Source organism: Bordetella pseudohinzii, from assembly GCF_000657795.2.
GTDB classification, from domain to species: Bacteria; Pseudomonadota; Gammaproteobacteria; order Burkholderiales; family Burkholderiaceae_B; genus Bordetella; species Bordetella pseudohinzii.
Genome location: NZ_JHEP02000005.1, coordinates 97,889 through 123,902, shown reverse-complemented (window position 1 = coordinate 123,902; position 26,014 = coordinate 97,889). Strand labels below are relative to the sequence as shown.

The 26,014-nt window shown below is 65.3% G+C and carries 25 protein-coding genes and 1 tRNA gene; 2 read left to right on the top strand and 24 right to left on the bottom strand.

The genetic code is table 11. The features are described from left to right. The 22 genes from L540_RS08720 to L540_RS08615 form a co-directional block, all read right to left on the bottom strand. Positions 1 to 1,128, bottom strand: a complete 1,128-nt coding sequence (locus L540_RS08720; protein ID WP_231584766.1) for an acyl-CoA dehydrogenase family protein — start codon at positions 1,126 to 1,128, stop codon at positions 1 to 3. 103 nt (positions 1,129 to 1,231) lie between these two features. Further along, positions 1,232 to 2,458 (bottom strand): Rieske 2Fe-2S domain-containing protein, encoded by a 1,227-nt coding sequence (locus L540_RS08715; RefSeq protein WP_048026212.1) that lies wholly within the window; start codon positions 2,456 to 2,458, stop codon positions 1,232 to 1,234. Positions 2,459 to 2,483: 25 nt separating this feature from the next. Continuing rightward, entirely contained in the window at positions 2,484 to 3,404 is a 921-nt protein-coding gene (locus L540_RS08710; protein ID WP_043215153.1) for an SDR family NAD(P)-dependent oxidoreductase, read from the bottom strand. A gap of 151 nt (positions 3,405 to 3,555) precedes the next feature. Beyond that, on the bottom strand, positions 3,556 to 4,248 hold the full coding sequence (locus L540_RS08705; protein ID WP_043215154.1) for a TetR/AcrR family transcriptional regulator: 693 nt from the start codon (positions 4,246 to 4,248) through the stop codon (positions 3,556 to 3,558). A gap of 125 nt (positions 4,249 to 4,373) precedes the next feature. Beyond that, positions 4,374 to 5,879 carry an MmgE/PrpD family protein gene (locus tag L540_RS08700; RefSeq protein WP_048026210.1) on the bottom strand — a complete coding sequence of 502 codons (1,506 nt, stop codon included), beginning with the start codon at positions 5,877 to 5,879 and terminating at the stop codon, positions 4,374 to 4,376. Between the two features lie 34 nt (positions 5,880 to 5,913). After that, complete coding sequence (locus L540_RS08695; RefSeq protein ID WP_043215157.1) at positions 5,914 to 6,102, bottom strand: hypothetical protein; 189 nt, start codon at positions 6,100 to 6,102, stop codon at positions 5,914 to 5,916. A 45-nt stretch (positions 6,103 to 6,147) separates the two neighbouring features. Continuing rightward, a complete protein-coding gene (locus tag L540_RS08690; protein ID WP_043215159.1) occupies positions 6,148 to 6,612 on the bottom strand; it encodes a hypothetical protein in 465 nt (154 codons plus the stop codon). 25 nt (positions 6,613 to 6,637) lie between these two features. Continuing rightward, entirely contained in the window at positions 6,638 to 8,152 is a 1,515-nt protein-coding gene (locus L540_RS08685) for an MmgE/PrpD family protein (protein ID WP_082149589.1), read from the bottom strand. 17 nt (positions 8,153 to 8,169) lie between these two features. Further along, positions 8,170 to 8,676 carry a hypothetical protein gene (locus L540_RS08680; protein WP_043215161.1) on the bottom strand — a complete coding sequence of 169 codons (507 nt, stop codon included), beginning with the start codon at positions 8,674 to 8,676 and terminating at the stop codon, positions 8,170 to 8,172. Between the two features lie 12 nt (positions 8,677 to 8,688). Further along, positions 8,689 to 9,120, bottom strand: coding sequence for a hypothetical protein (locus L540_RS08675; protein WP_048026208.1), 432 nt, complete (start codon positions 9,118 to 9,120; stop codon positions 8,689 to 8,691). Positions 9,121 to 9,190: 70 nt separating this feature from the next. Then, positions 9,191 to 10,246 (bottom strand): porin, encoded by a 1,056-nt coding sequence (locus tag L540_RS08670; protein WP_048026206.1) that lies wholly within the window; start codon positions 10,244 to 10,246, stop codon positions 9,191 to 9,193. Between the two features lie 167 nt (positions 10,247 to 10,413). Next, on the bottom strand, positions 10,414 to 11,796 hold the full coding sequence (locus tag L540_RS08665; RefSeq protein ID WP_043215163.1) for an MFS transporter: 1,383 nt from the start codon (positions 11,794 to 11,796) through the stop codon (positions 10,414 to 10,416). A gap of 13 nt (positions 11,797 to 11,809) precedes the next feature. Beyond that, complete coding sequence (dctP, locus tag L540_RS08660) at positions 11,810 to 12,793, bottom strand: TRAP transporter substrate-binding protein DctP (protein WP_165590405.1); 984 nt, start codon at positions 12,791 to 12,793, stop codon at positions 11,810 to 11,812. A gap of 248 nt (positions 12,794 to 13,041) precedes the next feature. Then, positions 13,042 to 13,473, bottom strand: a complete 432-nt coding sequence (locus L540_RS08655; protein ID WP_043215164.1) for a bacteriohemerythrin — start codon at positions 13,471 to 13,473, stop codon at positions 13,042 to 13,044. Between the two features lie 35 nt (positions 13,474 to 13,508). Continuing rightward, complete coding sequence (dmpG, locus tag L540_RS08650; protein ID WP_043215167.1) at positions 13,509 to 14,543, bottom strand: 4-hydroxy-2-oxovalerate aldolase; 1,035 nt, start codon at positions 14,541 to 14,543, stop codon at positions 13,509 to 13,511. Further along, positions 14,540 to 15,484, bottom strand: a complete 945-nt coding sequence (locus tag L540_RS08645) for an acetaldehyde dehydrogenase (acetylating) (protein WP_043215169.1) — start codon at positions 15,482 to 15,484, stop codon at positions 14,540 to 14,542. Before L540_RS08645 ends, dmpG begins: the two co-directional genes overlap by 4 nt. Positions 15,485 to 15,513: 29 nt before the next feature. Continuing rightward, on the bottom strand, positions 15,514 to 16,305 hold the full coding sequence (mhpD, locus tag L540_RS08640) for a 2-keto-4-pentenoate hydratase (RefSeq protein WP_043215614.1): 792 nt from the start codon (positions 16,303 to 16,305) through the stop codon (positions 15,514 to 15,516). Positions 16,306 to 16,435: 130 nt separating this feature from the next. Next, positions 16,436 to 17,323, bottom strand: a complete 888-nt coding sequence (locus tag L540_RS08635; RefSeq protein ID WP_043215171.1) for a LysR family transcriptional regulator — start codon at positions 17,321 to 17,323, stop codon at positions 16,436 to 16,438. A 60-nt stretch (positions 17,324 to 17,383) separates the two neighbouring features. Further along, the gene (locus L540_RS08630) at positions 17,384 to 18,568 is read right to left on the bottom strand and encodes a flavin reductase family protein (protein ID WP_048026202.1); all 1,185 of its coding nucleotides are present in this window, start codon (positions 18,566 to 18,568) and stop codon (positions 17,384 to 17,386) included. 31 nt (positions 18,569 to 18,599) lie between these two features. Beyond that, positions 18,600 to 19,775 (bottom strand): acyl-CoA dehydrogenase family protein, encoded by a 1,176-nt coding sequence (locus L540_RS08625; RefSeq protein ID WP_043215173.1) that lies wholly within the window; start codon positions 19,773 to 19,775, stop codon positions 18,600 to 18,602. A gap of 46 nt (positions 19,776 to 19,821) precedes the next feature. Then, positions 19,822 to 20,727 carry a VOC family protein gene (locus L540_RS08620; protein WP_043215174.1) on the bottom strand — a complete coding sequence of 302 codons (906 nt, stop codon included), beginning with the start codon at positions 20,725 to 20,727 and terminating at the stop codon, positions 19,822 to 19,824. A gap of 13 nt (positions 20,728 to 20,740) precedes the next feature. Further along, positions 20,741 to 21,571, bottom strand: a complete 831-nt coding sequence (locus L540_RS08615) for an alpha/beta fold hydrolase (RefSeq protein ID WP_043215176.1) — start codon at positions 21,569 to 21,571, stop codon at positions 20,741 to 20,743. A 288-nt stretch (positions 21,572 to 21,859) separates the two neighbouring features. Here L540_RS08615 and L540_RS08610 point away from each other — a divergent pair, with 288 nt between their 5' ends. Beyond that, complete coding sequence (locus tag L540_RS08610; RefSeq protein WP_043215177.1) at positions 21,860 to 23,758, top strand: bifunctional metallophosphatase/5'-nucleotidase; 1,899 nt, start codon at positions 21,860 to 21,862, stop codon at positions 23,756 to 23,758. On the opposite strand, the gene L540_RS08605 is transcribed toward L540_RS08610, so the two are convergent. Further along, positions 23,748 to 24,659 carry a LysR family transcriptional regulator gene (locus L540_RS08605; protein WP_043215179.1) on the bottom strand — a complete coding sequence of 304 codons (912 nt, stop codon included), beginning with the start codon at positions 24,657 to 24,659 and terminating at the stop codon, positions 23,748 to 23,750. The two genes, L540_RS08610 and L540_RS08605, sit on opposite strands and share 11 nt — an antisense overlap. Positions 24,660 to 24,750: 91 nt before the next feature. Here L540_RS08605 and glaH point away from each other — a divergent pair, with 91 nt between their 5' ends. Continuing rightward, a complete protein-coding gene (gene glaH, locus L540_RS08600) occupies positions 24,751 to 25,674 on the top strand; it encodes a glutarate dioxygenase GlaH (protein WP_043215182.1) in 924 nt (307 codons plus the stop codon). A gap of 150 nt (positions 25,675 to 25,824) precedes the next feature. Here glaH and L540_RS08595 read toward each other — a convergent pair. After that, positions 25,825 to 25,900 (bottom strand) — tRNA-Lys (locus tag L540_RS08595). Between the last annotated feature and the right edge of the window lie 114 nt (positions 25,901 to 26,014).

The window sequence follows — 26,014 nt, the reverse complement described above, 5'->3', positions numbered from 1 at the left end:
TCAGCTGTACTGCTTGAGGATCTGGCGCGCGAGCGTGGTGCGCAGCACCTCGGTCGGCCCTTCGGTGATGCGGTAGCTGCGCAAGTCGCGCCAGAAGCGCTCGATAGGCGTGTCCTCGCTCAGGCCCATGCCGCCATGCAGCTGCATGCAGGCGTCCACCACCCGAAAGCCCATCTCCACGCCAAAAGTCTTGATCATGAAGGTCTCGAGTTTGGCGTCCAGGCCCGCGTCGGCCTTGCGGGCCGCGTCATACACCATCAAGCGCGTGGCATACACCTCGGTGAATCCATCGGCCAACATCCATTGCACGCCTTGGCGCTGCGCCAAGGCCGCGCCAAAGGTCTTGCGCTGCGCCGCATAAGCGGCGGTCAGGCCCAGGCAGCGCTCGGCGGCCCCGCAGGCGTGGGCGCCCTGGCGTATGCGCCCATGGTTGATATAGCCCTGCGCCAGGGCGAAGCCCTTGCCCTCTTCGCCGACCAGGTTCTCCGCCGGAACCTCCACATCCTCGAAGGCGATCTCCCAGGGTTTGTCGCCCATCAGGGTGCGCTCGGCGCCGGCCAGGCGCACGCCGGGACGGTCCATGTCCACGATGAAGCAGGAAATCCCGCCGCGGGCGCCCTTGGCCGGATCGGTCACCGCCATCACCAGGGCGAAACTGGCCTGCCCGGCGCGAGTGATAAAGCGCTTGACGCCAGTGATGCGGTATCCCGCCTCCGTCTTGACGGCCCGCGTGCGCATGGCCGAGGGATCCGAGCCCGCGTCCGGCTCGGTCTGGGCAAAGCAGAACTTCTTCTTTCCGTCGACGACCGGATACAGGTATTGCTCGCGCTGGGAGACGTCCAAGCCCGCCAGAATGGGCCCGACAGTAGGGCCGAACAAGCCGTGATGCCGGACCCAGGAGGCCACCGTACTGCGTCCCACCTCTTCCCAGAAAACGGCCAGCGGCAGCAGCGACAGCCCTTGACCGCCGACATCCTCGGGAACATCCATGAGCCAGAATCCCGCCTCCCTGGCGCGATCGCGCACGTGCTGCGCGCGGCCGTCGTCCAGCAGACCGTCGGGGCCGAGATGGCGTTCAAGCGGAACCAGCTCTTTGTCCACGAAACGCCGGATGGACGAGCGGAACATCAATAGCTCTTCAGGAAGAGCCTCGTGAGGGGTTAAATCAAGCATTGTGTGCGAGACACCATAAGTGAAGCAGGCGCCCGCGCGCCTGCCGGCGTTGCGGGGCTTAGGCTTGCGCGTAGGCGCTCGGCGTGTCGGGCTGGCCGGCGCCGCCCTCCTCGCCCGGCTGCAACGGCAAGTCGACGGGCTTCTCCAGCGCCTTCCACGCCTTGGTTTGCTTGCCGTCGCGCAGCAGATCCAGTTCGCGCCAGAAAATCTTGCGCAACGTCACGATGCCCAGGTCGGAGCGACCCAGGATCTCGTCCTCGCGATGGGTCACGCGCTCCTGGCCGCGGATGGAAAGATAGTCCTGGGCAGCGGTCAGGCCCACGAAGGTGTCTTCCGGGTTCTTCCACACGCGCGAGCGGAACAGCTCCTCATGATGCGCCGCCGGATCGTATTTGCCATACTTCGCGAAATAACTGCGGAAGCGCTGTTTCGACGCCTCGCTCGCCCCAGGCGGCAGGCTGTAGATCATGAAGCGCGTGGTATTCAGCTCATCATTGGGCAGCATCCAGACAAACACATCCAGCCAGGGATCATCGGGCGTGAGACCCGGCACCGTAATGTGGTTGTTGTTCGGGAAAGTCCAATCGCTCTGGCGCACATTGCCCTCGGAACGGCGCGCGGTCTGACGGATGCCGGCCGCGGTTTCCTCATAGCTCAGCTCCGGAATGCCGGCCGTCACCGCCTTGCCGAAAGGCCCGACGGTCAAGGCCATGTGCACAAAGCTCACATGCACGGCGTCCATGGAGTTCTCCACCTGCTGGAACCAGTTGTTATCCCAGCGCTCCATGCCATTGGCCACCAGCGCGCCCTCGCGCTCGGTCTGCAGCTTGCGCGGCAGGTCGAACGCCGGCGCATCGCCCTCGCCCAGATAGGCGAATACCAGGCCCTGGTACTCCCGCACCGGATAGGCGGCGATCTGAGTGCGCGGCATGCCGGTATCGGCTTCGGCCGGGCGCTTGACGCAGGCGCCGCTGCTGTCGAACTGCCAGCCGTGATAGATGCAGCGGATCTCTTCGCCCACCACCCATCCGGTGTGCAGCAGGGTGCGGCGGTGCGCGCAGCGCCCGCCCACCAGATGCAGCGCGCCGCTGGCGCCGCGATACAGCGTCAACGCCTCGCCAAGCACCTTCACGGGGATGGCGGCGTTGACCTCGATGTTCTCGGACAGCTCGATCGGCTGCCAGAATCGGCGCAGCAGCTTGCCCATATCGGTATCGCGGTCACATTGCGTCAGCCGCTGGAACTGGCGCGCGCGCTCCTGGCGCCGCTCGTCAATTGCGCTCATATCTGTCTCCTCGTCATGCGGAAAGCTATCGCTGGACAGGTTCGCCCAGCAGATCGGTCAACGGCCCTTGCGGCTCGCCATATTTGGTCAGCTGAATGCCGCGGGCATAATCCCGGACATCCACGGGATGATGTTTTCCTGGCGACCAGGTGGGGTATTTGTGACGCAGCCCGCCGTCGACCGCCAGGTCGGCGCCCGTCATGCAGGCCGACTCATCCGATGCCAGGAAGACCGTGGCCCAGGCCAGATCGGCCGCGCGCGGAAAACGGCGCAGCGGCATCTGGTCCAGATACTCCTGGCGCGAATAAAAACCCGTCCTGGCGGGCTGCCGCCATTGCGGATCGAACATCTCGTCGCGCATCGTGGTCCAGAGCTGGTGCTCCATGGAACAGGGCGTCACGGTATTGACCCGTATCCCGAGATGGGCGAGATCCAGGGCCGAAGAGCGGGCGAAGTTCAGCAGCGCGGCCTTGGCGGCGCAATAGGCCGCGCCATCGGCCTCGCCGAAATGCGCCGCCGTCGACAGAATATGGATGATGCTGCCGCCGCCGCTGGCCATCATGGCGCGCGAGCAGTGCTGGGTCGTGATCAGACCGGCGGTGGCAAAACTAGCGACCGAATCATTCCAGTCATCCAGGTCCATATCGAGCACATGGCTCCAATGCACGCGCCCGGCCATGTTCACGGCGATATCGAGGCGTCCATATTCGGCCATGGTCGCATCGACCGCGGCCTTGACATCGGCCGGATCACGCGCGTTGCCCGCCACGCCGAAGGCGCGCAGGCCGCGATCCTGGAGATATTTGGCCGTTTCGCGGGCGGCCGCCTCGCTGGCGTCCATCACGCATACGCTCGCGCCTTCGCGCGCCAGAAAATGCGCGATCGTTCCGCCGATGTTCGGGCCCGCGCCGAACACAATTCCGACTTTGTCTTTTAGTCTGTCCATTGAATGCGTACCGTTGAGAACTGTTTGAAATTCTCTGCGGTCGCTTCATCCGCAACAAGCCGAATTACTCAAATGCTGTTATGCGGATTTTGAATGGATTTGAATGAAACCAAGCGGCGAGACGGGGCCGCGCGGGCGGCCCGGCAGGACATCAGGCCGCCGCGCCGCGCGCCTGGCGCGTCCGGCTTCTCTTGGCCGGCACGCTTTGCTGCGCCTGGCTCACGAGATGGATGAGGCAGGAGGCCAGGGTGGCCTGGAAATCGTCCAGGGATTCGCCGGACGCCCCCGCGATGGCATTACCGTCCTGCATCGCGAGCGTGAACATGCTGAGTTTGTTTGGCAGATCCGGCGCGTGGTCCAGGAGGGGCTCGGGCAAGGTCGACGTCCACCAGGAGGTCAATTCTTCCCTTTGCGTTTCGCGGATTTTGAGGAATCGCGCCCGCGCCGTCTGCTCGGGAACGGACTTCTCCACGCTGAGGATGACGCCCAGGCGCCAGAAATCCGCGGCGAAGTATTTTGGATTGGCCGTGGACCCGAAAATCCGCATCACGTGATCCTCGAAGCTTTCCCCCGGCCGCGGACGGTTGCGTTCCGCCGTCTCGCTGCGCCAGCGCAGAAAGCTCTCGTCGATCATGGCGGCCAGCAGCAGATCCTTGCTTTCAAAATGCCAGTACACACTGCCTATGGGCAAGGCGGCATTGCTGGCGACCTTGGCCATGGTGGTGCCGTTGTAGCCAAATCTGGATATAACGTCGAAAGCCGTTTCGAGAATCCGGGCGCGCACCGCGGCGCTGGATTTATGCTCGCCAGGCCTGCGGGCACGACCATTCAAATTAGAAACCATATATCCGCTTTGATAAAACCGGTTGCTGTGTCAGCACGCCATGCGGCGCCACTTGGCTAATCGAAAGTTATTATTTCATACATTGCACGGGCGGCCATCATCATCGCCGGCGCGGCAAGCGGGAACTAAATCGCCATGGCCGCATTCAGCGCGGACACGTCTTTTTCCGTCTCCAGCGCGAGAATTCGGTCCATGACCCGGGCGGCTTGCCCGCGTTTCATGCCGGCGGCATCCGTGCATTCGTAGAATTTTTTACGCGACTCCTCGGCGCTCATGGGGTTCTTGGGATCTCCCTTGGCATAGTTGACCTGCTTGCCGTGCATCTTGCCGTCGCGCAAATACACCTCCACGCGCACGAAGCCCGGCCCGCCATCCGGACGCACCAGGGTGTTGTCCTCGATTGTCCGCATCCGTTGCGCGAGCGCCTGCAGGTCGGGCCTGCCCAACGCTTGCACCGTAAAGTGGCGCAGGCTGACCTCGCGGTCCTGGATGGCGGCGGCCACCATCCACGGATTGCTGAACTGCGCCTCGACGATGCTCCGCGGACGCTGTTTTTTCTCCAGGGGCGCGCCCAGCAGCATCATCTCCGCCGGCGGGCTGTATATCCTGACATGATCCACCGCGGCGGGACGGATGTCATGGCTTCGGACGAGATCCAGGGCGGCGTCGATCGCCACATGGCCGCCGCGGCAGCAGGGATAGGGCTTGGGCGCGATCTCGGGCCCGGCGTAATGGCTGCCCAAGTCCGCCAGCAAGGCCTCCTCCGACACCCGACCGCCGTGATACTGCCGGAACAAGCCCTTGACCCCATCGAGCACATGGGGAGAACCGAAGACGCCGCGCTGCGCCAGCCGCGCCGACATCACGCCGCCATAACTGGCGAAGCCGGCGCCCAGGCGCTTGGCATGCGTGCCGTCGATGCTGGCCTGGGCATTGCCGGACAGCTGGTGATAAGCCAGACCCGCGGCCGCCACGGCCTGTTCCCGCGTCAGGCCCAGCAAGCGGGCCGCCACCAGGGAAGCGGCCAAAAAACCGTACATCGGCGTGGGATCCCAACCCACCACAAAAGGCGACACCCCGGGCGAGCCGGCGCGCGAGAGCCGGCAGGCCGCGTCCGTGCCGGCGGCGACGGCGGCGATCAGGGTCTTGCCGTCGATGCCGCCAGCCAGGTCGGCGACCGTCAAGGCCACCGGAATGGTCACGCAGGAGGCGTGCATCAGGGAAGGCTCATAGGTGTCGTCGAACTCCAGCGCGGCCGCCATCGAGGCATTGAGTCTTGCCGCCTGCTCGGCGGGCAGGCGAACCGCCGTGCCCAGCACCCGGCTCTCCTGCCTGCCGCCCGTTTCCTTGCTCCAGGCATAGAGCTGCCGGATGCCATCGGCGTCCAGCGCCGGCAGCGCGACCGCCACGGTGTCCAGAATCTGGCTCTTGGTGACGGCGATGACCTCGGCCGGCAGATCCTCATATCTTGTGTTCAGGCAATAGTCCGCCAGCGTATCGATCGCATCGGCGGTACGCCGCCCGTCCGGGGCGGCGGCCTTGGCCGGGCTCAAGGCCCAGGCGGGGCTTGCCGCCCATCCGGCGGCGAGCAACCCCGACAACTGGGCGAATCTTCTGCGCGTCACGTTCATGCTTGTTCTCCCTGGGCCTGTCGCCCGGCGGACCTCAGTCGTCTTTCTTGTTCCTATCGCGGATCAGCAGCCAGATCAGCCCCAGCCATGACCCCGCGAAAGCCACCAGGTCGTAATTGCGTATCGGCCGGAACTCGGTATAGAAAAGGCCGGTGGAGCCGATATAGGCGGCGGCGGTCAGGCCGACGCAAACCACGACGGCCATCCATTTACTCTTGTCCATGTATTCACCTTGAAAGCTGCGTTTTCGGGCGACGGCGGCAGGCCATCAGTCAGTCATGCGGCGACCGATCCCCGGCTGGTAAGCCTTGGCGCCGTCCCATAGCCACAGGGGTTCCAGCCTGGGCTTGACGGCCGCGAACATCCAGCCGCTGTACGCCAGCAGCAAGACCCCGTTCATGAACAGCTCCTGCGGGCCGGTGAACAGCTGGCGCGGCGTCGCGACGATGAAGGTGTTCAGCCAGAAGATATTGATCGTGGCCGGAAACTCCAGGATCAGGCCCAGCAGCGGCAAGCGATTGAAGAAAATCATCGCGCCGGTCATGATCTCCAGGTACTTGATCATCTGGTAGAGGTAGATATTGGCGTTGGCCTGCACCCACTCGCCGCCTATCCCCGGGATCTCCGGCACATAGCCGGTGGCCGCGTAGCGGATGCCCGAAAACAGCAGATGAGCGCCGAAGTACAGGCGCAACCAATGAATGATGTAATACCAAGGCGACCTCGATGCCATTTCCCTGCTCCCTTATTGACGGCGGTTACGCCGGAATCATTTGTCTGGTGAGCGCGCGGGCGTCCGTCAGACGCTCCAGGCCCAGGATGGTCGACATGAGCGCGGCCGCCTGGCCTGCGGCCAGGCCCGCCGACCGCGCACAGTCTGAGAACTTCTGTTCGAATTCGGCGACGCTCAGAGGCTGATTCGGCTCGCCCTTGGCCGTGCGGACGGTTTGGATGTATCGACGGCCGTCCCGCAGCTCCACCGTGAGCCGGGTCGGCCCCACCCCGCCGCCTTCGGCGAGCAAGGAGGCATCCAGCGCCGTATGGGTCTTCGCCGTCAGCGCCAGGACCTCGGGCCGGTCCAGCGCCGCGGGCGAGAAGTCCGCGAGCGAAAGACGGCCGTCCAGCAGGGTCGTGGCGACAATCCAGGGATTGCTGAACTGCGCCTGGACATTGGAGCGTGGCCGGCGCTTGGCCTCGATCGGCGTGCCGAGCAGCTTGTACTCGCCCGGGCCCATCTGGATGGTGATGGCCGCGATCTCCGATACCGGAAAGCCCTGCTGCCCCCGGATGGCCAGCGCCGCATCCACGGCCGTGTGGCTGCCCCGGCATGAGGGATAGGGCTTAAAGGAAAGATCCGCCGCGGCGAAATGGCTGCCGAGCCCATCCAGCAGACGGCTGCGGTCGTAATCGCCCCCGTGGTACTGCCGGTACAGGCCTATCGGTCCTTCGAGAACCTGGCGCGCGCCGCTCACCCCCGATTGCGCCAGCTGGGCGGCCAACACCCCCGCGGAACCGGCGAAGCCAGGCCCCATGCGCTTGGTAAGCGCGCCGTCCACATGGGCCTGGGCGTTGCCCGCGGCCTGGTGATAGGCAATGCCGGCGGCGTCGATCATCTGCTGGCGGCTCAGTCCGAGCAACTTGCCGGCCGCGAGCGCGGAGCTGATATAGCCATACACTGTTGTGTTGTGCCAACCCACTTTGAAAGGATCTACCCCGGGCTGGGCGGCCATGGCCAGCCGGCAACTCAGGTCGGTGCCCAGTGCCGTGGCGACGATGATGTCCCGCCCCGTCACGCCCGGCCTTTTTTCGGCGACCGCCAGGACCGCCGGTATGGTGATGACGGAGGGATGGACATACGATTTCTCGTGCGTGTCGTCGTAGTCCAGCGCATGCGCCATGGCGCCATTGACGCGCGCCGCCTCGTGGGCCGGCACTGCGACCGGAGATCCCCAGATACGGCTCTCCGGCCTGCCGCCCATGGCCGCGGTGAACTCGCGCAGCTGGCGCACGCCGTCGGCGGCGTAGCCGGCCAATGCGACGCCTATCGTGTCGAGCACCTGCTGTTTGGCGATGACGGCGATAGCTTCCGGCAGGCTTTCGTAAGTCGTCGCCAGGCAATAATCGACCAGGTCCTCGATGGCATCGGCCCTGGCGGACGCCGCGCTGTCGCGGACAGGGCCGCCCCCCGCCGCCCGCGCGCCGCCGAGGGACAATCCCGCCGCCAGGATGGCACCCTGGGCCAAGCGCCGCCGCGTGGGAGAGAAAGGCTTCATGATCGGCCTCGCCGCTGTCATCGCAGCACTTCGGGCAGGCGCTTCAAGTCCGCCAGGCCGCCGCTGCGCGCATTGAACGACAGCATGGGCAGGTAATACTTGATATAGGCCAGCAGCAGCACGACATTCATGTACAGGCAGGCGGTGCCCATATAGGTCAGCGACAATATCCCGTCATAGCGCTGGTTCAGCACCACGGCGTTGTAGAACACCATGCCGCTGATCGGAAAGAGAATGACCAGGCCCAGGGGCACGAAGATATTGAAGATCAGCAGCAGGCCGCCGATGATTTCAAAGCTCTTCACCAGATCGAACAACCCCACCTCCACGAAGGTGATGAGCAGCTTGTTGGAGTCCGGCAGGCTGCCGAAAGGCTGGGGAAATACGGGTTGGTAACCCAGCTGGTGCAGCCAATAGCTGGAACCGCTGACCACCATCCACGCGCCCAGATACAGGCGCAACAGGGCGATGACGAGCTGACCTATCCCTTGCGGGCTCAGCTTGAATTGCGTGAGTCTGTTCATTGCGTGCTCCTCTTAGCGGGCGACCGCCGGCGAGGCGGCCAGTTGCGCGGCGGCGCCGCGGACGATGCGCTCTCTTGCCGCGATGCGCCCGTTATGGATCTTGAAGATCTCCACATACTCCGCCTCGCCGCCCTCGGACGGCGCGCGGTATCGCACGACCACGTTGAATCCTTCGGCGACAACCTGGATGATCTTGGGCTCGAATGGCTTCTGGCCGGGCAGGATCTGGCCGGGCGCAACATCGTCCTTGGTGGCGGGGGAGAAGAAAGTTTTCGCGGCCAGGGCGACATCGCCCTGCTTGTATGCCATGTCCATATACATGGCCACCACATCGCGCGGCAGCTCGCCCTCTCCGGGCGCCCATGTCCAGCGTGGATTGTTGTGCAGGCCATGGGCGATCCAGGCGACGAAGACCGCGCCGACAAGTACGGACAGGATGCGCATGAAGAATCCTTTTATGTGAGATTGCGGACGGCACTCCTGCCGCCCTCGTGGTCAATGGCGCGGCAGGCGCCTAGAAACGATGCTGCATGCCAATGCCCAAGGCCGTGACCTTGTCGCCAAAACGGCTGGGCGCGTCCAGGCCGCCCGGCGGGAAAATGCCCTGCCGGGCCTTGCCGTCGTTGTCCAGCTGCTTGAAGTAGGCATAGAGCGTGGTGCGCGTGGACAGGCTGTAGACATAGGCCACCGCCCAGGATTTCACGCCCCAGCCGGCGCTGGCGTCGCTGGGACCGAATGGCGTGTCATTGGTCGAACGCCCATAGGCCAGGTGTATCCGGCCCACGCTGCCGGCCGGCAGCTGGGCGCCGACCTGCCACGCCTGATCCGAACCGCCATAGCCGTCGGTCTTGCGCAACTGGTAGGTCGCGAAGAGCGTCGCCCAGGACAAGGCGTAGCGCACGCCGAAAGCATGCTCGGTCTGGTCGCTGGTGGCCGCGGTCTGGCCGGTGGTCCCGGCGCTATGGCCAAAGCCATAGGTCATGCTCACCGGCCCTTCGGCATAGGTCAGGGACGCCAGGTCGAAGCGCTTGCTGCGCAGGGCGGATACACCGGCATCGTCGCGGAAGCCATGCTGATAGCCCAGCTGCAAGCCTCCCCATTTCGGAGTCGTGTACAGCACCGCGTTGTCCATGCGGGCGGGATCGGAAAGCGGGTTGTACATCCAGGGACGCGCGTTTTCGCCCGTCAGCGACCCGATGACCGAACCGGGCGCCACCATCATGGGGTCATAGACCCCGCCGAAAATATAGCCCAGCCCTTGCAAACGTCCGGCAATCAGCGACCCAAGCTCCTTGTCGCGCAAGCCCAGATAAGCCTGGCGCCCGAAGAGGCGCCCGCTCTGCCCGGACTTCCCGTTGTTGATATTGAAGCCCGCCTCCAGCATGAAGACCGCCTGGCGGCCGCGGCCCAGGTCTTCCACCCCCCGGAAGCCGATGCGGGACCCTCCCAGGCCGCCAGACTCCATGCTGGTCATGCTGCCATCGCCATGGCGGTAGTGGCTGATGTGCACATCGGCCACGCCGTAAACGGTCACGGTGGCGGCGGCCACCGGCCCGCAAAGCCCTCCCATCAGGGCTGCTGCATATATTTTTTTCACCTTGTCTCCGTGTGTTTTATCGTTATGAGCGCGAACACATCCCTGGCGCCCGGCGCGCCATGCTGTTTCCGCTATCGTCAATTCGTCAGGCCCGGCGCTGCCGATGGCCCCCTCATCCGAGCCTGGGAAGCAAGCTGTCCCTAGACAAGCTGCTTATGGATACCGCCGGATGCCGGTTCCGGCCTGGCTTGCGCCTCATCGGTCACGGTGTGCGTCGGCAGCTCCGCGTCGAAACGCTCGCCGCCCTTGAGGTAGGCGATACAGCTGACCAGGCAGACCGCGCCGAAATACAGCGCCACCCACTGCGGCGTGCCGCCCGCCGAGGCCGCCAGCAGACTGGTGGCGATCAAGGGCGACAGCCCCGCGCCCAGCGTCGAGGCGATCTGGAACGTCAGCGCGATGCCGCTATAGCGCACATCGGCGGCAAACTTCTCGCTCAGCCAGGTGTTGTAGACCCCGCCCATGAGGGCCTGTATCAGCGGCATCGCCAGCACCATGGCCAGCAGCAAGGCAAAAAAGCCTGGCTGATGGACCAGCAGGAAGATGGGCCAGATCAGCACGATGCCCGACAGCGCGCCGGTGATCATCATGGGCCGGCGGCCCACGCGATCCGATAGCGCGCCGAACAAGGGCAGCGTGAAGATATTCAGGAAGTTCGCGATGGTCATCGCGATCAGCGCGCTGGTGCGCGTATGGCCGACCTCGACCGAATAGTTCAGCAGAAAGGCCGCCGCGAAAGTGGCGAAGGACAAGGGGGCCAGGCCGCCGAGCACGCCGGACAGGATCTGGCGCTTGTTGTAGCGCAGCACGGTCACCAGCGGAATCGCCTTCGGGCCCGGCTGCGCGGCGCGGGCCTGGCGCGCGGCCTCGTACTCTGGGGTTTCCGTGACCTTCAGGCGGATCATCAGCCCCAGCACCATCAAGAGGGCGCTGATCAGAAACGGCACGCGCCATCCCCAGCTCAGGAAAGCCTCTCCGGGCAGCAGCGTGAACGGCGTCATGACCAGGGTGCCCAGCACCGCCCCGGTGGGCCCTCCCGCGCTGACCAGGCTGACGGCGAACCCCCGTCCCTTGGGCTTGGCGTGCTCCATCGACATCAGCGTCGCGCCGCCCCACTCTCCGCCTATCGCCACGCCCTGCAACAGACGCAGCACGACGAGCAGGATCGGCGCGGCGATGCCGATCTGATGATAGGTGGGCAGCAGGCCGATCAGCACGCTGGCCAGTCCCATCAGGACCAGGGTCACGACCAGCACATTCTTGCGCCCCAGCCGGTCGCCGTAGTGTCCGAACACGACCGCCCCCAGGGGCCGGGCAAAATAGCCGACGGCAAAGGTCGCGAAGGACGACAAGGTGGCCGTCAGAGGATCCAGAGTGACGAAAAAAATCTTGGGAAACACCAGCGCCGCGGCCACACCGTACAGCAGGAAGTCGTAGTACTCCAGCGTGGTGCCGATATAGCTGGCCAGAATGGCCCGCCGCTTCTGTTTCTCGCGGACTTCCGCGGTGATGGGATGTGTCATGGAACGCTCTTGCCTATTGGGGGTTTTGCATTAAGCGGGAAACCGGGGATGATCCGAGCTGGAGAAAGGCCGGATGCCGGCGCCGCACATCGGCGGTCGCATCCGCCAGATCTTCCAATGTCCGGGGCGGCATCCGGTGCACCTGCATGCCCCGCGACGACAGCTCGGCCAAGGCCTGCCTGGCCTCGGCGCGGGATCCGGCGCGCTGCTCGCGCGAGGCCGCGATGGCCGCCTCCTTGAGCGCGCGGGCGTCGGCCTCGCTCAACCCGCGCCAGGCCGCCGCGTTCATGACCAGCACTTGTGCGCCGAAGGAATGATTCGTCAGCCAGACATGCCTCTGGACCTCGTAAAGCCGGCTGTCCAGCAGCTGCGTCACGAAACCTTCCTGCGCCTGGACGGTTCCCGAACGCAGCGCGGCATGCACGCCCGAGGCCGGCAGGGAAACGGGCCGCGCGCCCCAGGCGGAGAACGCCTGCGTGGAAACAGCCGTGGGCAGCGTGCGGACCGCAAGGCCCTTGAAATCCGCCAAGCCCTGTATCCGCGCCTGGGAAGAACTCAGCTGGCGAAAACCGTTTTCCATCCAGCCCAGGCCGACCAGCCCGGCTGGCGCAAGCGAGGCCAGCAGACGCTGGCCCACGCCGCCGTCGAAAATGGCGTCCACGCTGGCGTCGTCGCGCAGCGCATAAGGCAGGTCGAACAATTCAAAGTCCGGGCTCAGGCCGGCCAGCCCCGTGGCCGCCACCACCATGATGTCGGGCGCCCCGGGCGCCGCCGTGCGCAGCGCCTGTATCTGGTCTTGTGGCGAACCGGCGGGCGCGCCGGGCCATACCCGCACATGCAATCTTCCGCCGCTATTGGTCTCGACCTGCCGGGCAAAGGCATGCAGGGCCATCCGCAGCGAATGCGTCTCCGGAAGATAGGAGCGGTAGTCCGCGACGCCAAGCTCAATCGGCGCGCCGACGGCCTGCGCGCCAATCTGCGCGGCGCCAAGCGCCATGCCGCATGCCAACGCCAGGGCCCGGCGCGCGGGCAGGCTCCGGGCTCCGACATCCATGGCCGAGCGCAGCAATGGCTTTCCGATGGATCGAAATGCCCCGAACCGCATTGGACTTGTCTCCAGATAGTATTTCCAGATTCACGTTCTGGAATTTATTTTCTAGAATTTTGATGCGAGTCGAGGTAAACCGCAACTCGAAAGTTCACATCACTGCTATGCAATTTCCGTATTGGCGCGCCCGCCGCCGTTTAGGCGCTTGTCAGCTTTCCGGGCCTGAATACCAGGGGCTTGGCGCCGAAACGCTGCTTGCACATCCAATGCGCCAGCGCGGAATCCAGATGCGTGGCATGGCCAGGAAACCACTCGGCCAATGCGCGGGCCAGATCGCGGCATACCTGAACATTGCCCTGCGCCAGCAGCAACCGCACCTCATGCACCGAGGCCAGGACGGCGGCGTGCTCCTGGATGTGGCAATCGCGGGGAGGAAAGGCCGTCTGCGCCATCCACGCATCCTCCTGGCCGAAATGCGTCTTCAGGTGCGCCTCCATCAAGGCGAGCTGCGCCGTCAACTCCGCGTCGCTGGCGCGCTGCAAGGCCGCGCTCAAGGCAAGAAACTCTTCATGGATATCGTCCATGGGCGTAAAGCCCAGGGCGATGTCCGTCTGCATGGAACCGTTCATTTTCTCCACCCTCGCCGCGCCGCCCTGCCCTGGCCTCATGCCTTCGCGGCCGCCTCCTGGCGCCGCAAGAGATCGAGCGCGACATCCACGATCATGTCTTCCTGCCCGCCCACCATGCGGCGGCGCCCCAGCTCGACCAGGATATCCACGGTCTTCAGGCCGTACTTGCGGGCGGCGGCCTCGGCATGACGCAGGAAGGAGCTGTACACCCCCGCATAGCCCAGCGCCAGCGTTTCGCGGTCCACCCGCACCGGCCGGTCCTGCAGCGGACGCACGATATCATCGGCCGCGTCCATGAGCTTGTAGAGATCGGTGCCATGCTCCCAGCCCAGGCGGTCCGCCGCGGCGATGAAAACCTCCAGCGGCGCATTGCCTGCTCCGGCCCCCATGCCGGCCAGGCTGGCGTCGACACGGTCGCAGCCCTCTTGCACGGCGACAATGGAATTGGCCACGCCCAGGCTCAGGTTATGGTGGGCGTGCATGCCGGTCTCGGTCTCGGGCTTGAGCACTTCCTTGAAAGCCCGGAAACGGTCGCGCACATCCTCCATGCCGAGGGCGCCGCCGGAATCCACCACATAGCAGCAGGTCGCGCCATAGCTCTCCATCAGCTTGGCCTGTCGCGCCAGGGCCTGGGGACTGGTCATATGGCTCATCATCAGAAAGCCCACGGCCTCCATGCCGAGATGGCGGGCGTATTCAATATGCTGACGCGAAACATCCGCCTCCGTACAGTGCGTCGCCACGCGCACGACACGCACGCCCGCCTCATAGGCGGCCTTCAGATCGTGCACCGTGCCGATGCCGGGCAGCAGCAAGGTGGCGATCTTCGCGTGCTTGACGACGCCGGCCACTGCCGCGATCCATTCGAGATCGGTGTGGGCGCCGAAGCCATAGTTGAAGCTGGATCCCTGCAAGCCGTCGCCATGCGCGACCTCGATGGAATCAACGCGCGCCTCGTCGAGCGCCCGCGCGATCCGCTTGGCATCTTCCAGACTGTATTGATGCCGTATCGCATGACTGCCGTCGCGCAGCGTCACGTCGGAAATATAGAGCTTCTTGCCTGCCTTCATGCCTGTTCTCCCGCGGCCAGCATGCGTTCGGCCATCTGCTCGGCCGTGCGCAGCCCGGCGCTGGTCATGATGTCGAGATTGCCGGCATAGGCCGGCAAATAGTGCGCCGCGCCTTCCACCTCCAGGAAGATCGAGGTCTTCAGCCCTGTCATGGCATCGCCCACGCCGGGGATCCGGATCGGTGTTTCAATGCGGTCGAACTGCACTTCCTGCTTGAGCCGATACCCCGGAACATAGGCCTGCACGGCCGCGGCCATGCGCGCCACCGAAGCGGCGATCGCGTCTTCGTCGGCCGGCTCGCTCAAGGTGTAGACGGTATCGCGCATGATGAGGGGCGGTTCGGCCGGATTCATGATGATGATGGCCTTGCCTTTTGCCGCGCCCCCGACGGCTTCGATGGCCTTGGACGTGGTTTCGGTGAACTCGTCGATGTTGGCGCGCGTGCCCGGGCCGGCGCTCTTGCTCGCGATCGAGGCAATGATTTCGCCATAGTGCACCTTGGCCACCCGGGACACCGCCGCCACCATCGGAATGGTCGCCTGGCCGCCGCAGGTGACCATGTTCAGGTTGAGGGCATCGAGATGCCGCTCGCCATTGACCACCGGAATACAGTAGGGGCCAATGGCCGCGGGCGTCAGGTCTATCATGCGGATAGACGGCCTGCGTTCGCGCAGCAGCGCGTCGTTCCTGACATGCGCGCCCGCGCTGGTCGCATCGAAGACAAAATCGATGTCATCGAAAACCGGCATGCGCATGAGGCCCTCGACGCCCTCATGCGTGGTCGCCACGCCCAGGCGGGCGGCCCGCGCCAAGCCGTCCGAAGCGGCATCGATGCCGACCATGGCCGCCATCTCGATATGCTTTCCGTGGCGCAGGATCTTGATCATCAAGTCCGTGCCGATATTGCCGCTGCCGATAATGGCAGCCTTGAGTTTGCGCATCTCGCGGTAACCTTAAAAAAAGAGCCTGTTTACTCTGGCGCGAAGCGGGCCCGCACGGCGCCCACGCCACTGATCGTCGCCTCGAAAACATCGCCCGGCATGACCGCCGCCATGGGCCCCAATGCCCCGGTCAGCACGAGATCCCCGGCGCGCAGCGGATGGCCGAGCCCGGCCAGCTTGCGGGCCAGCCACAAGGCGGCATTCAAAGGATGGCCCAGACAGGCCGCGCCATTGCCGCGCGACACCTCTTCGCCATTGCGGGTCATGCTCATCTCGACCTGCTTCAGGTCGAGGCCGCGCAGCCCGACCGGCACCGCGCCAATGACCACCAGCCCGCTGGAAGCGTTATCCGCCACCGTGTCCGCAAACTTGATGTCCCAGTTGGCGATGCGGCTGCCGACGATCTCGATGGCCGGCAGCACATAGGCCACCGCATTGATGAGTTCGACCAATGTGGCGTCGGGCCGATCGATATCGCTGGCCAGCACCAGGGCCACCTCCGCCTCCACCTTGGGCTGCAGGGTCCGGCCAACAGGCACGGGCTCGTCATCGCCATAGACCATGTCGGCGTACAAAGCGCCGAAGTCGGGCTGGTCCACCCCAAGCTGCTGCTGCACGGCCCGCGATGTCAGGCCGATCTTCCGGCCCACGACGCGCCGGCCCTGGGCGACCGCGTGCTCGACATTCTTCTGCTGGATGGCATAGGCCAGCCGCTCCACATCGCCGTCCAGCCCATGTCTCAGCGGCTCGATAGGCTGCCTCCGCGCTTCCGCGTCTCGCAGACGCCGGGCCAGGTCTTCGATCAACGAAGCTTCATTCACTTGATTCACCGTCGTATCCTCCAACTTCATCCATTCTCAAATCATTGGGACTGCGCTTCAATATGGGCAGGCGCAACGCAGCTATGCGCTTGCGGTATAGCTGGCCGCCAGCCCCGCGCTCTCTTTCGCCTCAATACAGCTCCCGCAGCGTTTCCTGCACCAGGGCGGCCGCGGCAAGCGACAATTCGGTGCGGGGCAGCTTCGTCGGGCTGATCATGCAGATGATGGCCTCCAACGACGGGTTCACCACTTTCTGCCAGGACAGCCCGGGCAGGGAGCGCAGCTGTCGCAGGCTGCCCGGCAGGATGGAATAGCCCCCGCCCTGCGCCACGATTTCGATGGTGGACGCGGTCGAGTCGATCTCGAGCGCGATCTTCAGGCCCAGGCCAAGGCGGGCGGCGGCCATCTCCAGCGCGGGCCGGGTCCATTGATTGCCATACGGCAGGATGAGCGGCAGATGGACAAGCTCGGCCAGCGCGATGTCCGCCCCCCCGCCTCCCGCGGGCTGCGGCCCCACCAGATAGAGATGCTCGGTCGCCAGGGGCTCCACGCTCAGGCTGGGCGAGCTGGCCGGCCCGAGCACCACGGCGAAGTCCAGATGCCCCAGCAGCACCTTGTCATAGAGCGCGCCTGACAGCCCTTCGGCGAGCTTGACCGAGGCCAGCGGAAAGCGGGCCTTGAGCCGGGGCGCCAGGGCCGGTATCAGGATGCGCCCGATGCTGGGCGTCAGCCCTATGGTCAGGTCGCCGGCGTAGACCGCATCGGAATCCCGCACCGAGATCAGCGCCGCATCCACCGTCTTCAGCACCGACCGCGCATAATCAATGAAGCGGCTGCCTCTATCGGTCAGGCGCACCCCGCGCCCATGCCGATGAAACAGGCTGGCGCGCAGCTCGATCTCCAGGGTCCGTACCTGGCGGCTAAGGGTGGGCTGCGGCACGCTCAACAGCTCCGAAGCCTTGATATAGCTGCCGGCCTCGGCGACCGCCACGAAACTGCGCAGTTGCGAAATATCCATAGCGGCGATGAGTCTCTCGAATACCCAGTTCTGTGTGGCGCGGGCCAGGGCGGAGATGCGCTAGGCCGCGATCCGGCTTATCAAGGGTTCGGCATTGCGGGCCGCCGTCTGCAGGCGCGCCACGATGCGGGCGATATCGCGCCCCGGCACCCGCCGCGGGAAATCGCTCAGGCGCAGGACCAGGACCGTATCGCCGTTGGCGCGCCGCACCGGCACCGAAAGATGCAGTACATCGTAGCTCCCGTCATCCTCGATCCGCTCAGGCTCGTGCATGTCGAACATGGCCGACAAGGTCGACAGGAAACGGCGCTCCTGCTCGGGCGTGCGGTGGGCGCAGGAGTACACGTCGATCGCCGCGTCCAGCTCCTGCGTGGGCAGATCGCCAAGCAAGGCGATCGACCATCCCCGTTCGCGCACGCGGGCCAATTGCTCCCGAGCCCGCGGCAGGGCTTGGGCGCCGCCTTTGCCGAGACGGCCCAGCCATTCGTCGGCCGGCACGCCGGCCGGGCTGTCGACGAAAAGCGCACCTAGGGGCGGCATGAGAGGCGCGCGCACGCCCAGGCGTTGCGGGGCGCCCGCCGCGCCGGGGTGGTCCGCCGTCGCGACATAGAGCGAGTCGGCGCCGGTCGAGGCCACGACACTGCATCCCAGCCGCAGCTCGCCCGCGATCGCCTCGATCTCGGGCCGGGCCGCCTCGGCCATCCTCACATACTGGAAAGCCGCGCGCTCATCGGCCCGCAGCAGCGACCCGGACGCGAACCGCCCATAGCCGCGCTGGAAGAACAGCAGGGGCAGCGCATCGCGCTCCAGGCCCATGGACCGCACCGCGCCCAGCACAATATCGTGGTCGCCCGCATCCACCACATTGGCATAGCTGCAATCTATCCAGGCCACCACGCCGTCGATGACGGGATTGCCCAGGGGGCTGGCTTGCCAGCCGATGCCGGCGAACTTGTCCTCGCCCGGCGCGGCCAGGGCCCGGCATATGGGCTCCTGGTCGGCGGCAAGAATATTGATGCAAAAGCGATCGCTGCCTTCGCGCAGCGCCTTGAACGTGCGCGAGGTCTTCATGGGCAGGAAGGCCACCAGCGGCGGTTCGAGCGACACCGAAGTGAAAGTCCCCACCACCATCCCCAACGGCGCCCCGGCGGCATCCCGCCCGGTCACGACCGCCACGCCCGTCGGATAGCTGCCCAACAAGGCACGCAAGCTTTCGCCATTGATCTGGCTCAGGTCTTTTTCCATGATCTGCTCACCCCATGCTGCCGCCGTGGCTTCAGATGATGACGCCCGCCGGCGCGGGAATGCCGTAAAGCGAACCGGCAAAGGCCGCGTACACGGGATCTTCGACATTGCAGGCATGCCCCAGCGCAACCGCCAGGTCCCGCCACTGGCGCTGGATCGGATTGGAAAGGCGGTTGGCATTGCCGCCCGCGCTCTTGAATACCCGCGCCGCCGCCTCGGCGGCGCGATGCACCGCGCGCACCTGATGGACCCGCGCGCGGGCCTGCATCGCGCTGGTGACGCGCTCGCCGCGCGCGGCCACCTCATAGGCCTCGGTGATATCGTTCAAGATCTGCAGACGGGCCGCGTCGATGTCGGCGATGGACGCTCCCAGGTCGGACATATGATAGGGATTCTGGGTCGCCTTGACGCCCATGCGCGATACCCGGTCGCGGGAGTATTCCGAGAATCTCCTGACAACCCCGTCGGCAATACCGACCGTGGCCGCCGCGATGGCGCCGGGGAACAAGAGATCGAACGGCACCTGGTACAGCATCGAGTCCGGACGGTTCTTGGCGGCATAGTCGCGGGAATTCAGGCGGCCGACCTCCAGGGTGCGATAGTCCGGCACGAAGGCCTCCCTGACCACGACATCCTTGCTGCCGGTGCCCGCCAGGCCCATGACCTGCCAGGAATCCTGCAGGATCTCGTAATCGGCCCTGGGCAGCATAAAGTGATAGGGCTCGGTGAATGCGTCAGCCGGCCCGCCGAGCTTTTCGGCGCGGCCGCCCAGCACCACCCAATCGCAATGGTCGGTGCCCGAAGAGAACGGCCATTGGCCGCTCAGCACGAAGCCGCCATCCACCCGCTTTGCCCGGCCGATAAAGGCATAGGGCGAGGCGATCCAGGTGTCTTTATCCTTGCCCCAGACCTCCTCCTGCAGGCGGCGATCCGCCTGGGCGAACTCGAAGGGATGCACCCCCACCACGCCGCCGACCCAGCCGATGGAGGGTGCGCGCGCCGCCAGCTCCATGAGAACCTCGTAGAACTCTCGCGGATGGGCTTCATCGCCGCCGTAGTCCTTGGGCTGCAACATCCTGACCACCCCAGCCTCGCGCAGCAGGCGCGCCGCCTCGTCGGTCAGCGAACCACGGCGCTCGCTGGCGTCGACTTCATTGGCGACCTTATCGCCGAGGCTCTGCAAGCCCTGAACAACCGGATGCATCATAAAACTCCTGAGATGAATAGCGTTCTTCGAGATGGCCGGACGGCGCTCAGGCCGGCGCGGCCACCGGTTCGATCATGAGAAAGGGCGACAGCTCTTTGTGCTGATGACGATGGCCCCAGGTGCTGGTGCGGTCGTAGTAACGCGGCTCCCACAGCTCCCCGACCTCCAGGCCGCCCCATCCATACTCGATACGGAAATCCGACGGCGATTGCAGATAGAAGGAAATCATCCGGTCATTGGTGTGGCACCCCAGGGTGCGCGTGACCGGAATCTGCCGCGCTTCGCACAGATCAAGCGCCGTGCCCACGTCTTCAAGCGTGTTGGCCTCCACCATCAAATGCAGGAAAGCCGCGCGCTCGGTGGGCGCGCGCGCGATCGCCAGGGAATGATGACGCCCGTTGACGTGGTAGAAGTGGGCATGGATGGGGCCGTCTATCACCGTGTCCGAAAGGCGAAAACCCAGCAGTTCGCGATAGAAGCGGTCGCTTGCCGCCAGGTCCGGCACGGCCAGCACGACATGGCCCAGGCCCTGGTCGCCCGTGCGGAAACCGCTCATGGCGCGCCCCGGGCGAAACACCGACCGCGGCCGCATCTGGCCCCAGGCGAGTTCATGCCGGATGCCTTCAGGATCCACGAACCAATAAAAGCCGAGCACCTGGCGCAGCGCCGCCTCCTCGGCGCCGGCGCGCGCGACGGCCAGGCCTTGGAGCCGCAAGCGGTCGGCGATGACGCCTGCCTCGTCTTCACCCGCCGTCGCCCAGCCGATATAGGCCACGCCGTTTTTCTGGCCAGGATGGATGGCCATGCGATAGGCGGCTTCATCGAAGCGCAGCCGCACCGCGCCGTCGGGTCCGGCCTGCACGAGTTCGCAGCCCAGCACCTCGGGGCCGAACGTCTCCCATTCCTGATACGAAGGAGACGTCACGCCGAAATAAGCCAGTGAAGTGATCATGGCGCCCCCGGACTCAATGCCCTTGGATAAAGGACGCGACGGAGCGGTTGAACTCGTCGGCATGCTCAAGCTGCACCCAGTGGCCGCAGCGGGTCACGAGCAGCATGCGCGCGTCGGGAATCTGCCGCACCAGATGCAAGGCCGCGGTATAGGGCACGGTGCGATCGTCGCGGCCGTGCACAAGCAGGGCCGGCGCCTTGATCTCGGCCAGGCGCGCCTGGTCGATCCGGACCATGGGCTTGCCATGTCCCGAGATCCAGCCTTCGATGTGATCCGGCCGCGAGGTCAGGATCCTGACCCGCTCTTCGACGAACGCATCGGTGACATGGCGCGTATCGAAAGCCATGGTCGAGATGAACTTGCGCATGGACTCCGGACCGGGCTGGAAGTAGGCGGCCTCCAGGGCCTTGACGCCTTCGCTCAGGCCGGCGGGGTCGAAGATGCTGGGCACGCCGGCCGACGAGCCCAACGTCACCAGGTGCGACACCAGGTCGGGGCGCTCGTAGGCCAGGCGGATGCAGGAGGAGCCGCCCATGGAATTGCCCACGATGGCCACCTTGCCCAGGCCCAGCGTCTCGATGAACTCGGCAAGCGCCCCGCTGTTGTCGCGTTGCTCGTACTTGACCGATTGCGACTTGCCCCAGCCGGGCAGGTCAATGGCAAAAACACGGAAACGCTCCGCGAGATAGGGAATGTTGGGATGGAAATTGCTCCAGCCGGACGCGCCCGGACCGCCGCCGTGCACCAGCACCAGGGGGCTGCCCTGGCCCGCTTCGTGATAGTGGATATCCCAACTCTTGGTCTGGATGCGCTTGCTGGTGCTCTCTTCGGTCAAAGTTGCCATGTATGTCTCTCCGGTGGCCTGCGGCCCTGTGGGCGGCGCCTGGCGGGGTCGTGGATCAAAGCGGGTGTCGCCGCGCCCTGCCCTGCGGCGATCAACAGCGCGCATATTACTAGAATGATAATTCTAGAGCTAATGCTCGCTAACCCTTAGACATCGCACGACCGGACTGACGCGCGCCGGCCAGAACCCTCCCCGCTGTGTAGACTGCGGATGGGTTCCGTCGCGCGTCACGGCGGCGTCATCCCGCCCGCGCACCATCGAGATCCTGACCCGCAAGGAAAGAGGCCCATGAAGCACAGCAAACGCCCGGCCTTGGCCGCGACGCTGGCAAGCGCGCTGGCGCTGCTGGCCGCCTGCGGCAGCCAGCAAGACCCCAGCGGCCGCGGCGCGCCGCGCGCGATGACGCTGACCATCCTGCATATCAATGACCACCACTCCCATCTCGATAGCCGGCGCAGGACACTCGCGCTGAACAATGCCGCCGGCGACGCCACCGCCGTCAGCGTCAGCGCGGGCGGCTTTGCCCGTGTCAAAGGCGCCATCGACGCCCTGGCGGCGCAATCGCCCAATGTGCTCAAGCTGCATGCCGGCGACGCCCTGACCGGCACGCTCTACTTCAACCACGCGGGCCAGCCCGGCCAGGCCGACGCCGCGCTCATGAATACGGTCTGCTTCGATGCCATGGCGCTAGGCAACCATGAGTTCGACAAAGGCGACGCTGGCCTGAAGACTTTCATCGACGCCCTGCACGAGGGCCGCTGCAAAACGCCCGTCCTCAGCGCCAATGTGCGGTTCGGCCCGCACTCGCCCCTGTCCGCCGACGCCGCGCCGGGCAAAGTGCGGCCCGACACCATCGTGCAGCGCGGCGATCAGCCCATCGGCATCATCGGCCTGACCATCGCCGGCAAGACCAGGCAGGCCTCCCGTCCCGATCCCGGCACGGACTTCATGGACGAAACCGCCACCGCCCAGGCCCGTATCGACGCCTTGCGCGCCCGGGGCGTGAACAAGATCATCCTGCTCTCGCACATCGGCTACCCCCATGACAAGCAGCTCATCGCCCGGCTCTCCGGCGTGGACGTGGTGGTGGGCGGCGACTCCCACAGCCTGCTCGGCCCCGCCAGCCTGGCCACCTACGAGGTCGGTTCTCCCGAGGGCAGCTACCCCACCGAAGCGCGCGACAAGGATGGCAAGCGCGTCTGCCTGGTACAGGCTTGGGAATACAGCCAAGTGGTGGGCGAACTGAACGTGGACTTTGACGCCAAGGGCGACGTCATCCGCTGCGCCGGCCGGCCCCATGTACTGATCGACCAGGACTTCAGGGTCGGCGATGCCCTGCCCGCCGCGCCCGACCAGGCGGCCTTCCTGGCCGGCGCCAAGGCCAGCGGCATGCTGCGCATACAGGCGCCAGACCCCGTCGCGACGGCGGCCCTGCAACCCTTCAAGGCCAAGGCCGACATCTATAGCCGGAGCGTGGTGGCCACGGTTGCGCGGGAACTCTGCCGCCGGCGCGTGCCTGGCCGGCGCGGCGACGTCAGCAATTCCAGCGCGGCCTGCAATGCCGAAGGCAGCGTCCACCAGCGCGGCGGGGACATCCAGCAGCTCGTGGCCCAGGCCTATCTCGACGTCGCCAACGCCCACTACGGCGGGGCCGACATCTCGCTGCAAAGCGGCGGCGGCGTGCGCATCGCCCTGCCCGAGGGCGCCGTCACGGCGGCCAGGGTCATCGAAGTCCTGCCTTTCGGCAATAGGCTCTGGCGCCTGGACTTAAGCGGCGCGGAAGTCAAAGCCATGCTGGAAGACGGCATGGAGGCGGTCTTCGGCCCGCGCGGCTCGACCGGCCCCTACCCCTATGCGGGCGGCCTGCGCTGGAACGTGGACGCGACCCGGGCACGGGGCAATCGCGTCGGCAACATCCAGGTCTACGACCGCCCCAGCGCCAGCTGGCGCCCGCTCGATGCCGGGCGCCGCTACAAACTCGTTGTCCTGAGCTTCAATGCCACGGGCGGCGACGGCTACCGCACGCTGGCCCAGGTGCCGGCCGACCGGCGCCAGGACATCGGCGTGCTCGATGCCGACGTCCTGCAAGCCTATATCGACATGCGGCCGCGCGATGAGGTCAGCACACTACCCATCCTCGAGCCCCTGCCGCACAGCCTGTACAGCACGATGCGCTTCACCGAATAGGGCCGGCCGCGCGCACCTTGTCGATCAGGGCGAGCACCGCCGGCGAATTGCCGCGCGTCCGAAAGGCCAGCGCCAGATCGACACGGCGGCCAAAGCCCGTAATCTGCCGGTACGTGACCCCGGGCGGCGACAGCCTGATGATGGACTCCGGGGCCAGCACCACGCCATAGCCCCCGGCCGCCAGGGCGATCGCGGACATGAAATCCTTGACGCGCTGATGCGGCTGGGCCGCGAATCCGCCCGCGCGCCCCAGCTCGGCCAGAATCTCCGAAAACCCTTCGCTTTCGTCGAACTGCGGGATGATGAAAGACTCCCGCGCCAGATCGGCCGGCGCCAGCTCGTCCTTCAGGCAAAGCAGGTGGTTATCCGCCATCGCCACGGCCAGGCGCTCCGACTGAAGCACGATCGCGTCCACGCCCTTGGGATACTCACGCCTGGCCCGCAAGATGCCGACATCGATGACGCCGTTCTTCAGACCCTCCAGCTGGGCAGGGGTCTCCATGGGCAGGATCTCCACCCGCACGGCGGGGTGCTCGGCGCGGTAACTTCTCAACACCCCCTGGATCGCGCCCGTAGTGACCGCCGATCCCACGAAAGCCGCCCGGACCACGCCCGCCAGCCCGCGCGCGGCCTGCATCCCTATCTGCACCGCCTGGTCGATATGCTGCAAGGCGATGAGCGCATGGGCATGAAACGTCTTGCCCGCGTCGGTCAGCGACACCGGCTGGCGCTTATTGCGCAACAGCAGCTTGACGCCCAGCTGCGCCTCCAGCTTCTGGATGGCCACGCTCAACACCGACTGGGAAATCCCCAGGCGGTCCGCGGCCTTGGAAAAATGGAGATTCTCGACAACCGCGACAAAATATCGCAGCGTGCGCGTCTCTACGTTTTGATCGCTCATACCAAACAAAGTATCGATGGCCGCCCGTTTAAGCCCGGGATGATGTCACGTCTAATGATTTCCAGAACAGCTTTCAATAGAGGAGATCATTATGAACGACATGAGCGACGCCCAACGCCTGTTCTCGGGCACCATCAAAGTGACAGATCACCCCACCCATACCCGGGTCCAGCAGGTGAGCGTCGACCCGCAGGCCTTGCGGCGCTTTCTGGCCATGGTCAAGGACATCGATGTCCAGAACCTCGAATACGTGCCCTTCATGCGCTTCAAGATGGCCGAAGCCCTGATCCAGGCCTGCGGAGAAGATCTGCGCGGCACCCTTAACGCCATCGTCGAGACCCGCGAACACGGCGGCTTCACCATCGGCCTGCAAGGCCTGTCCGAGGACCCCGACGACTTCGTCAAATTCGGCACCGCCGTGGCCTACCTGCTCGGGCCGGCCAACCACGACTCGATGTCCGGCAAATACTATGCCCGCTTCTTCGTCAAACACACGGACAACAGCGACTCCTATCTGCGCCAGGCCTATCGCCTGTTCACCATGCACACCGACGGCACCTATGTCTCGGAAGCGACAGACTGGCTGTTGATGATGAAATTCGACGAGCGCAATGCCGTGGGCGGCGAATCGCGCTTCCTGCACCTGGACGACTGGAAAGACCTGGGCGACTTCCTGAACCATCCCCTGGCGACCAAACCCCTGCTCTACAAATCCCCGGCTTCCAAGAACGTGGCCGAACAGGTGGAGCGACCGCTCTTCTTCCAGAACCGTTATGGGCTGGCCATCTGCTTCATCGACCAATTCGTGCAGCCGGCCACGCTCGAAGAAGCCCTGTACCTGCACGACCTGTCCGCCTCGATGGAAACCAGCACCGGCGTGCAGGAAATCACACTGCCGCCGGGCGAGCTCGTGGTGCTGAACAACTACTTCTACCTGCACGGCCGCGCGCCGTTCCAGAAACATGAGCAGCTGCATCGCGAGCTGATGCGTATCCGGGGATTGTTCGCGCGCTGATTCCCGCGCGTGCCGGGGCCGCAACGGCAAGGCCGACCCGCGCCGCACTGGCATGCCCGACGCTCACACCGAAACATCAGCGTATGCGGAAACACGGATCGGAAATGAAAAACGCCGGAACCCCTGAAAGGAGTTCCGGCGTTTGAATTTTGGTGGGCTGTGAGTGGCTCGAACACTCGACCTACGGATTAAGAGTCCGCTGCTCTACCAACTGAGCTAACAGCCCGGCGCATGCAGTGTTATCACCGAGGAAATGTGCAAGCAATTCAGAACCCGGGGGCTTTTGAGACGCTTGCCTTATTTCGCTGCAGAACCGCTGCAATTGCGAGAGGCCGAATTA

Coding starts and splice junctions, on each gene's coding strand:
- L540_RS08720 (WP_231584766.1), bottom strand. CDS start 1,128: ATGTTCCGCTCGTCCATCCGGCGTTTCGTGGACAAAGAGCTGGTTCCG.
- L540_RS08715 (WP_048026212.1), bottom strand. CDS start 2,458: ATGAGCGCAATTGACGAGCGGCGCCAGGAGCGCGCGCGCCAGTTCCAG.
- L540_RS08710 (WP_043215153.1), bottom strand. CDS start 3,404: ATGGACAGACTAAAAGACAAAGTCGGAATTGTGTTCGGCGCGGGCCCG.
- L540_RS08705 (WP_043215154.1), bottom strand. CDS start 4,248: ATGGTTTCTAATTTGAATGGTCGTGCCCGCAGGCCTGGCGAGCATAAA.
- L540_RS08700 (WP_048026210.1), bottom strand. CDS start 5,879: ATGAACGTGACGCGCAGAAGATTCGCCCAGTTGTCGGGGTTGCTCGCC.
- L540_RS08695 (WP_043215157.1), bottom strand. CDS start 6,102: ATGGACAAGAGTAAATGGATGGCCGTCGTGGTTTGCGTCGGCCTGACC.
- L540_RS08690 (WP_043215159.1), bottom strand. CDS start 6,612: ATGGCATCGAGGTCGCCTTGGTATTACATCATTCATTGGTTGCGCCTG.
- L540_RS08685 (WP_082149589.1), bottom strand. CDS start 8,152: ATGAAGCCTTTCTCTCCCACGCGGCGGCGCTTGGCCCAGGGTGCCATC.
- L540_RS08680 (WP_043215161.1), bottom strand. CDS start 8,676: ATGAACAGACTCACGCAATTCAAGCTGAGCCCGCAAGGGATAGGTCAG.
- L540_RS08675 (WP_048026208.1), bottom strand. CDS start 9,120: ATGCGCATCCTGTCCGTACTTGTCGGCGCGGTCTTCGTCGCCTGGATC.
- L540_RS08670 (WP_048026206.1), bottom strand. CDS start 10,246: ATGGGAGGGCTTTGCGGGCCGGTGGCCGCCGCCACCGTGACCGTTTAC.
- L540_RS08665 (WP_043215163.1), bottom strand. CDS start 11,796: ATGACACATCCCATCACCGCGGAAGTCCGCGAGAAACAGAAGCGGCGG.
- dctP (WP_165590405.1), bottom strand. CDS start 12,793: ATGGCGCTTGGCGCCGCGCAGATTGGCGCGCAGGCCGTCGGCGCGCCG.
- L540_RS08655 (WP_043215164.1), bottom strand. CDS start 13,473: ATGAACGGTTCCATGCAGACGGACATCGCCCTGGGCTTTACGCCCATG.
- dmpG (WP_043215167.1), bottom strand. CDS start 14,543: ATGAAGGCAGGCAAGAAGCTCTATATTTCCGACGTGACGCTGCGCGAC.
- L540_RS08645 (WP_043215169.1), bottom strand. CDS start 15,484: ATGCGCAAACTCAAGGCTGCCATTATCGGCAGCGGCAATATCGGCACG.
- L540_RS08635 (WP_043215171.1), bottom strand. CDS start 17,323: ATGGATATTTCGCAACTGCGCAGTTTCGTGGCGGTCGCCGAGGCCGGC.
- L540_RS08630 (WP_048026202.1), bottom strand. CDS start 18,568: ATGGAAAAAGACCTGAGCCAGATCAATGGCGAAAGCTTGCGTGCCTTG.
- L540_RS08625 (WP_043215173.1), bottom strand. CDS start 19,775: ATGATGCATCCGGTTGTTCAGGGCTTGCAGAGCCTCGGCGATAAGGTC.
- L540_RS08620 (WP_043215174.1), bottom strand. CDS start 20,727: ATGATCACTTCACTGGCTTATTTCGGCGTGACGTCTCCTTCGTATCAG.
- L540_RS08615 (WP_043215176.1), bottom strand. CDS start 21,571: ATGGCAACTTTGACCGAAGAGAGCACCAGCAAGCGCATCCAGACCAAG.
- L540_RS08610 (WP_043215177.1), top strand. CDS start 21,860: ATGAAGCACAGCAAACGCCCGGCCTTGGCCGCGACGCTGGCAAGCGCG.
- L540_RS08605 (WP_043215179.1), bottom strand. CDS start 24,659: ATGAGCGATCAAAACGTAGAGACGCGCACGCTGCGATATTTTGTCGCG.
- glaH (WP_043215182.1), top strand. CDS start 24,751: ATGAACGACATGAGCGACGCCCAACGCCTGTTCTCGGGCACCATCAAA.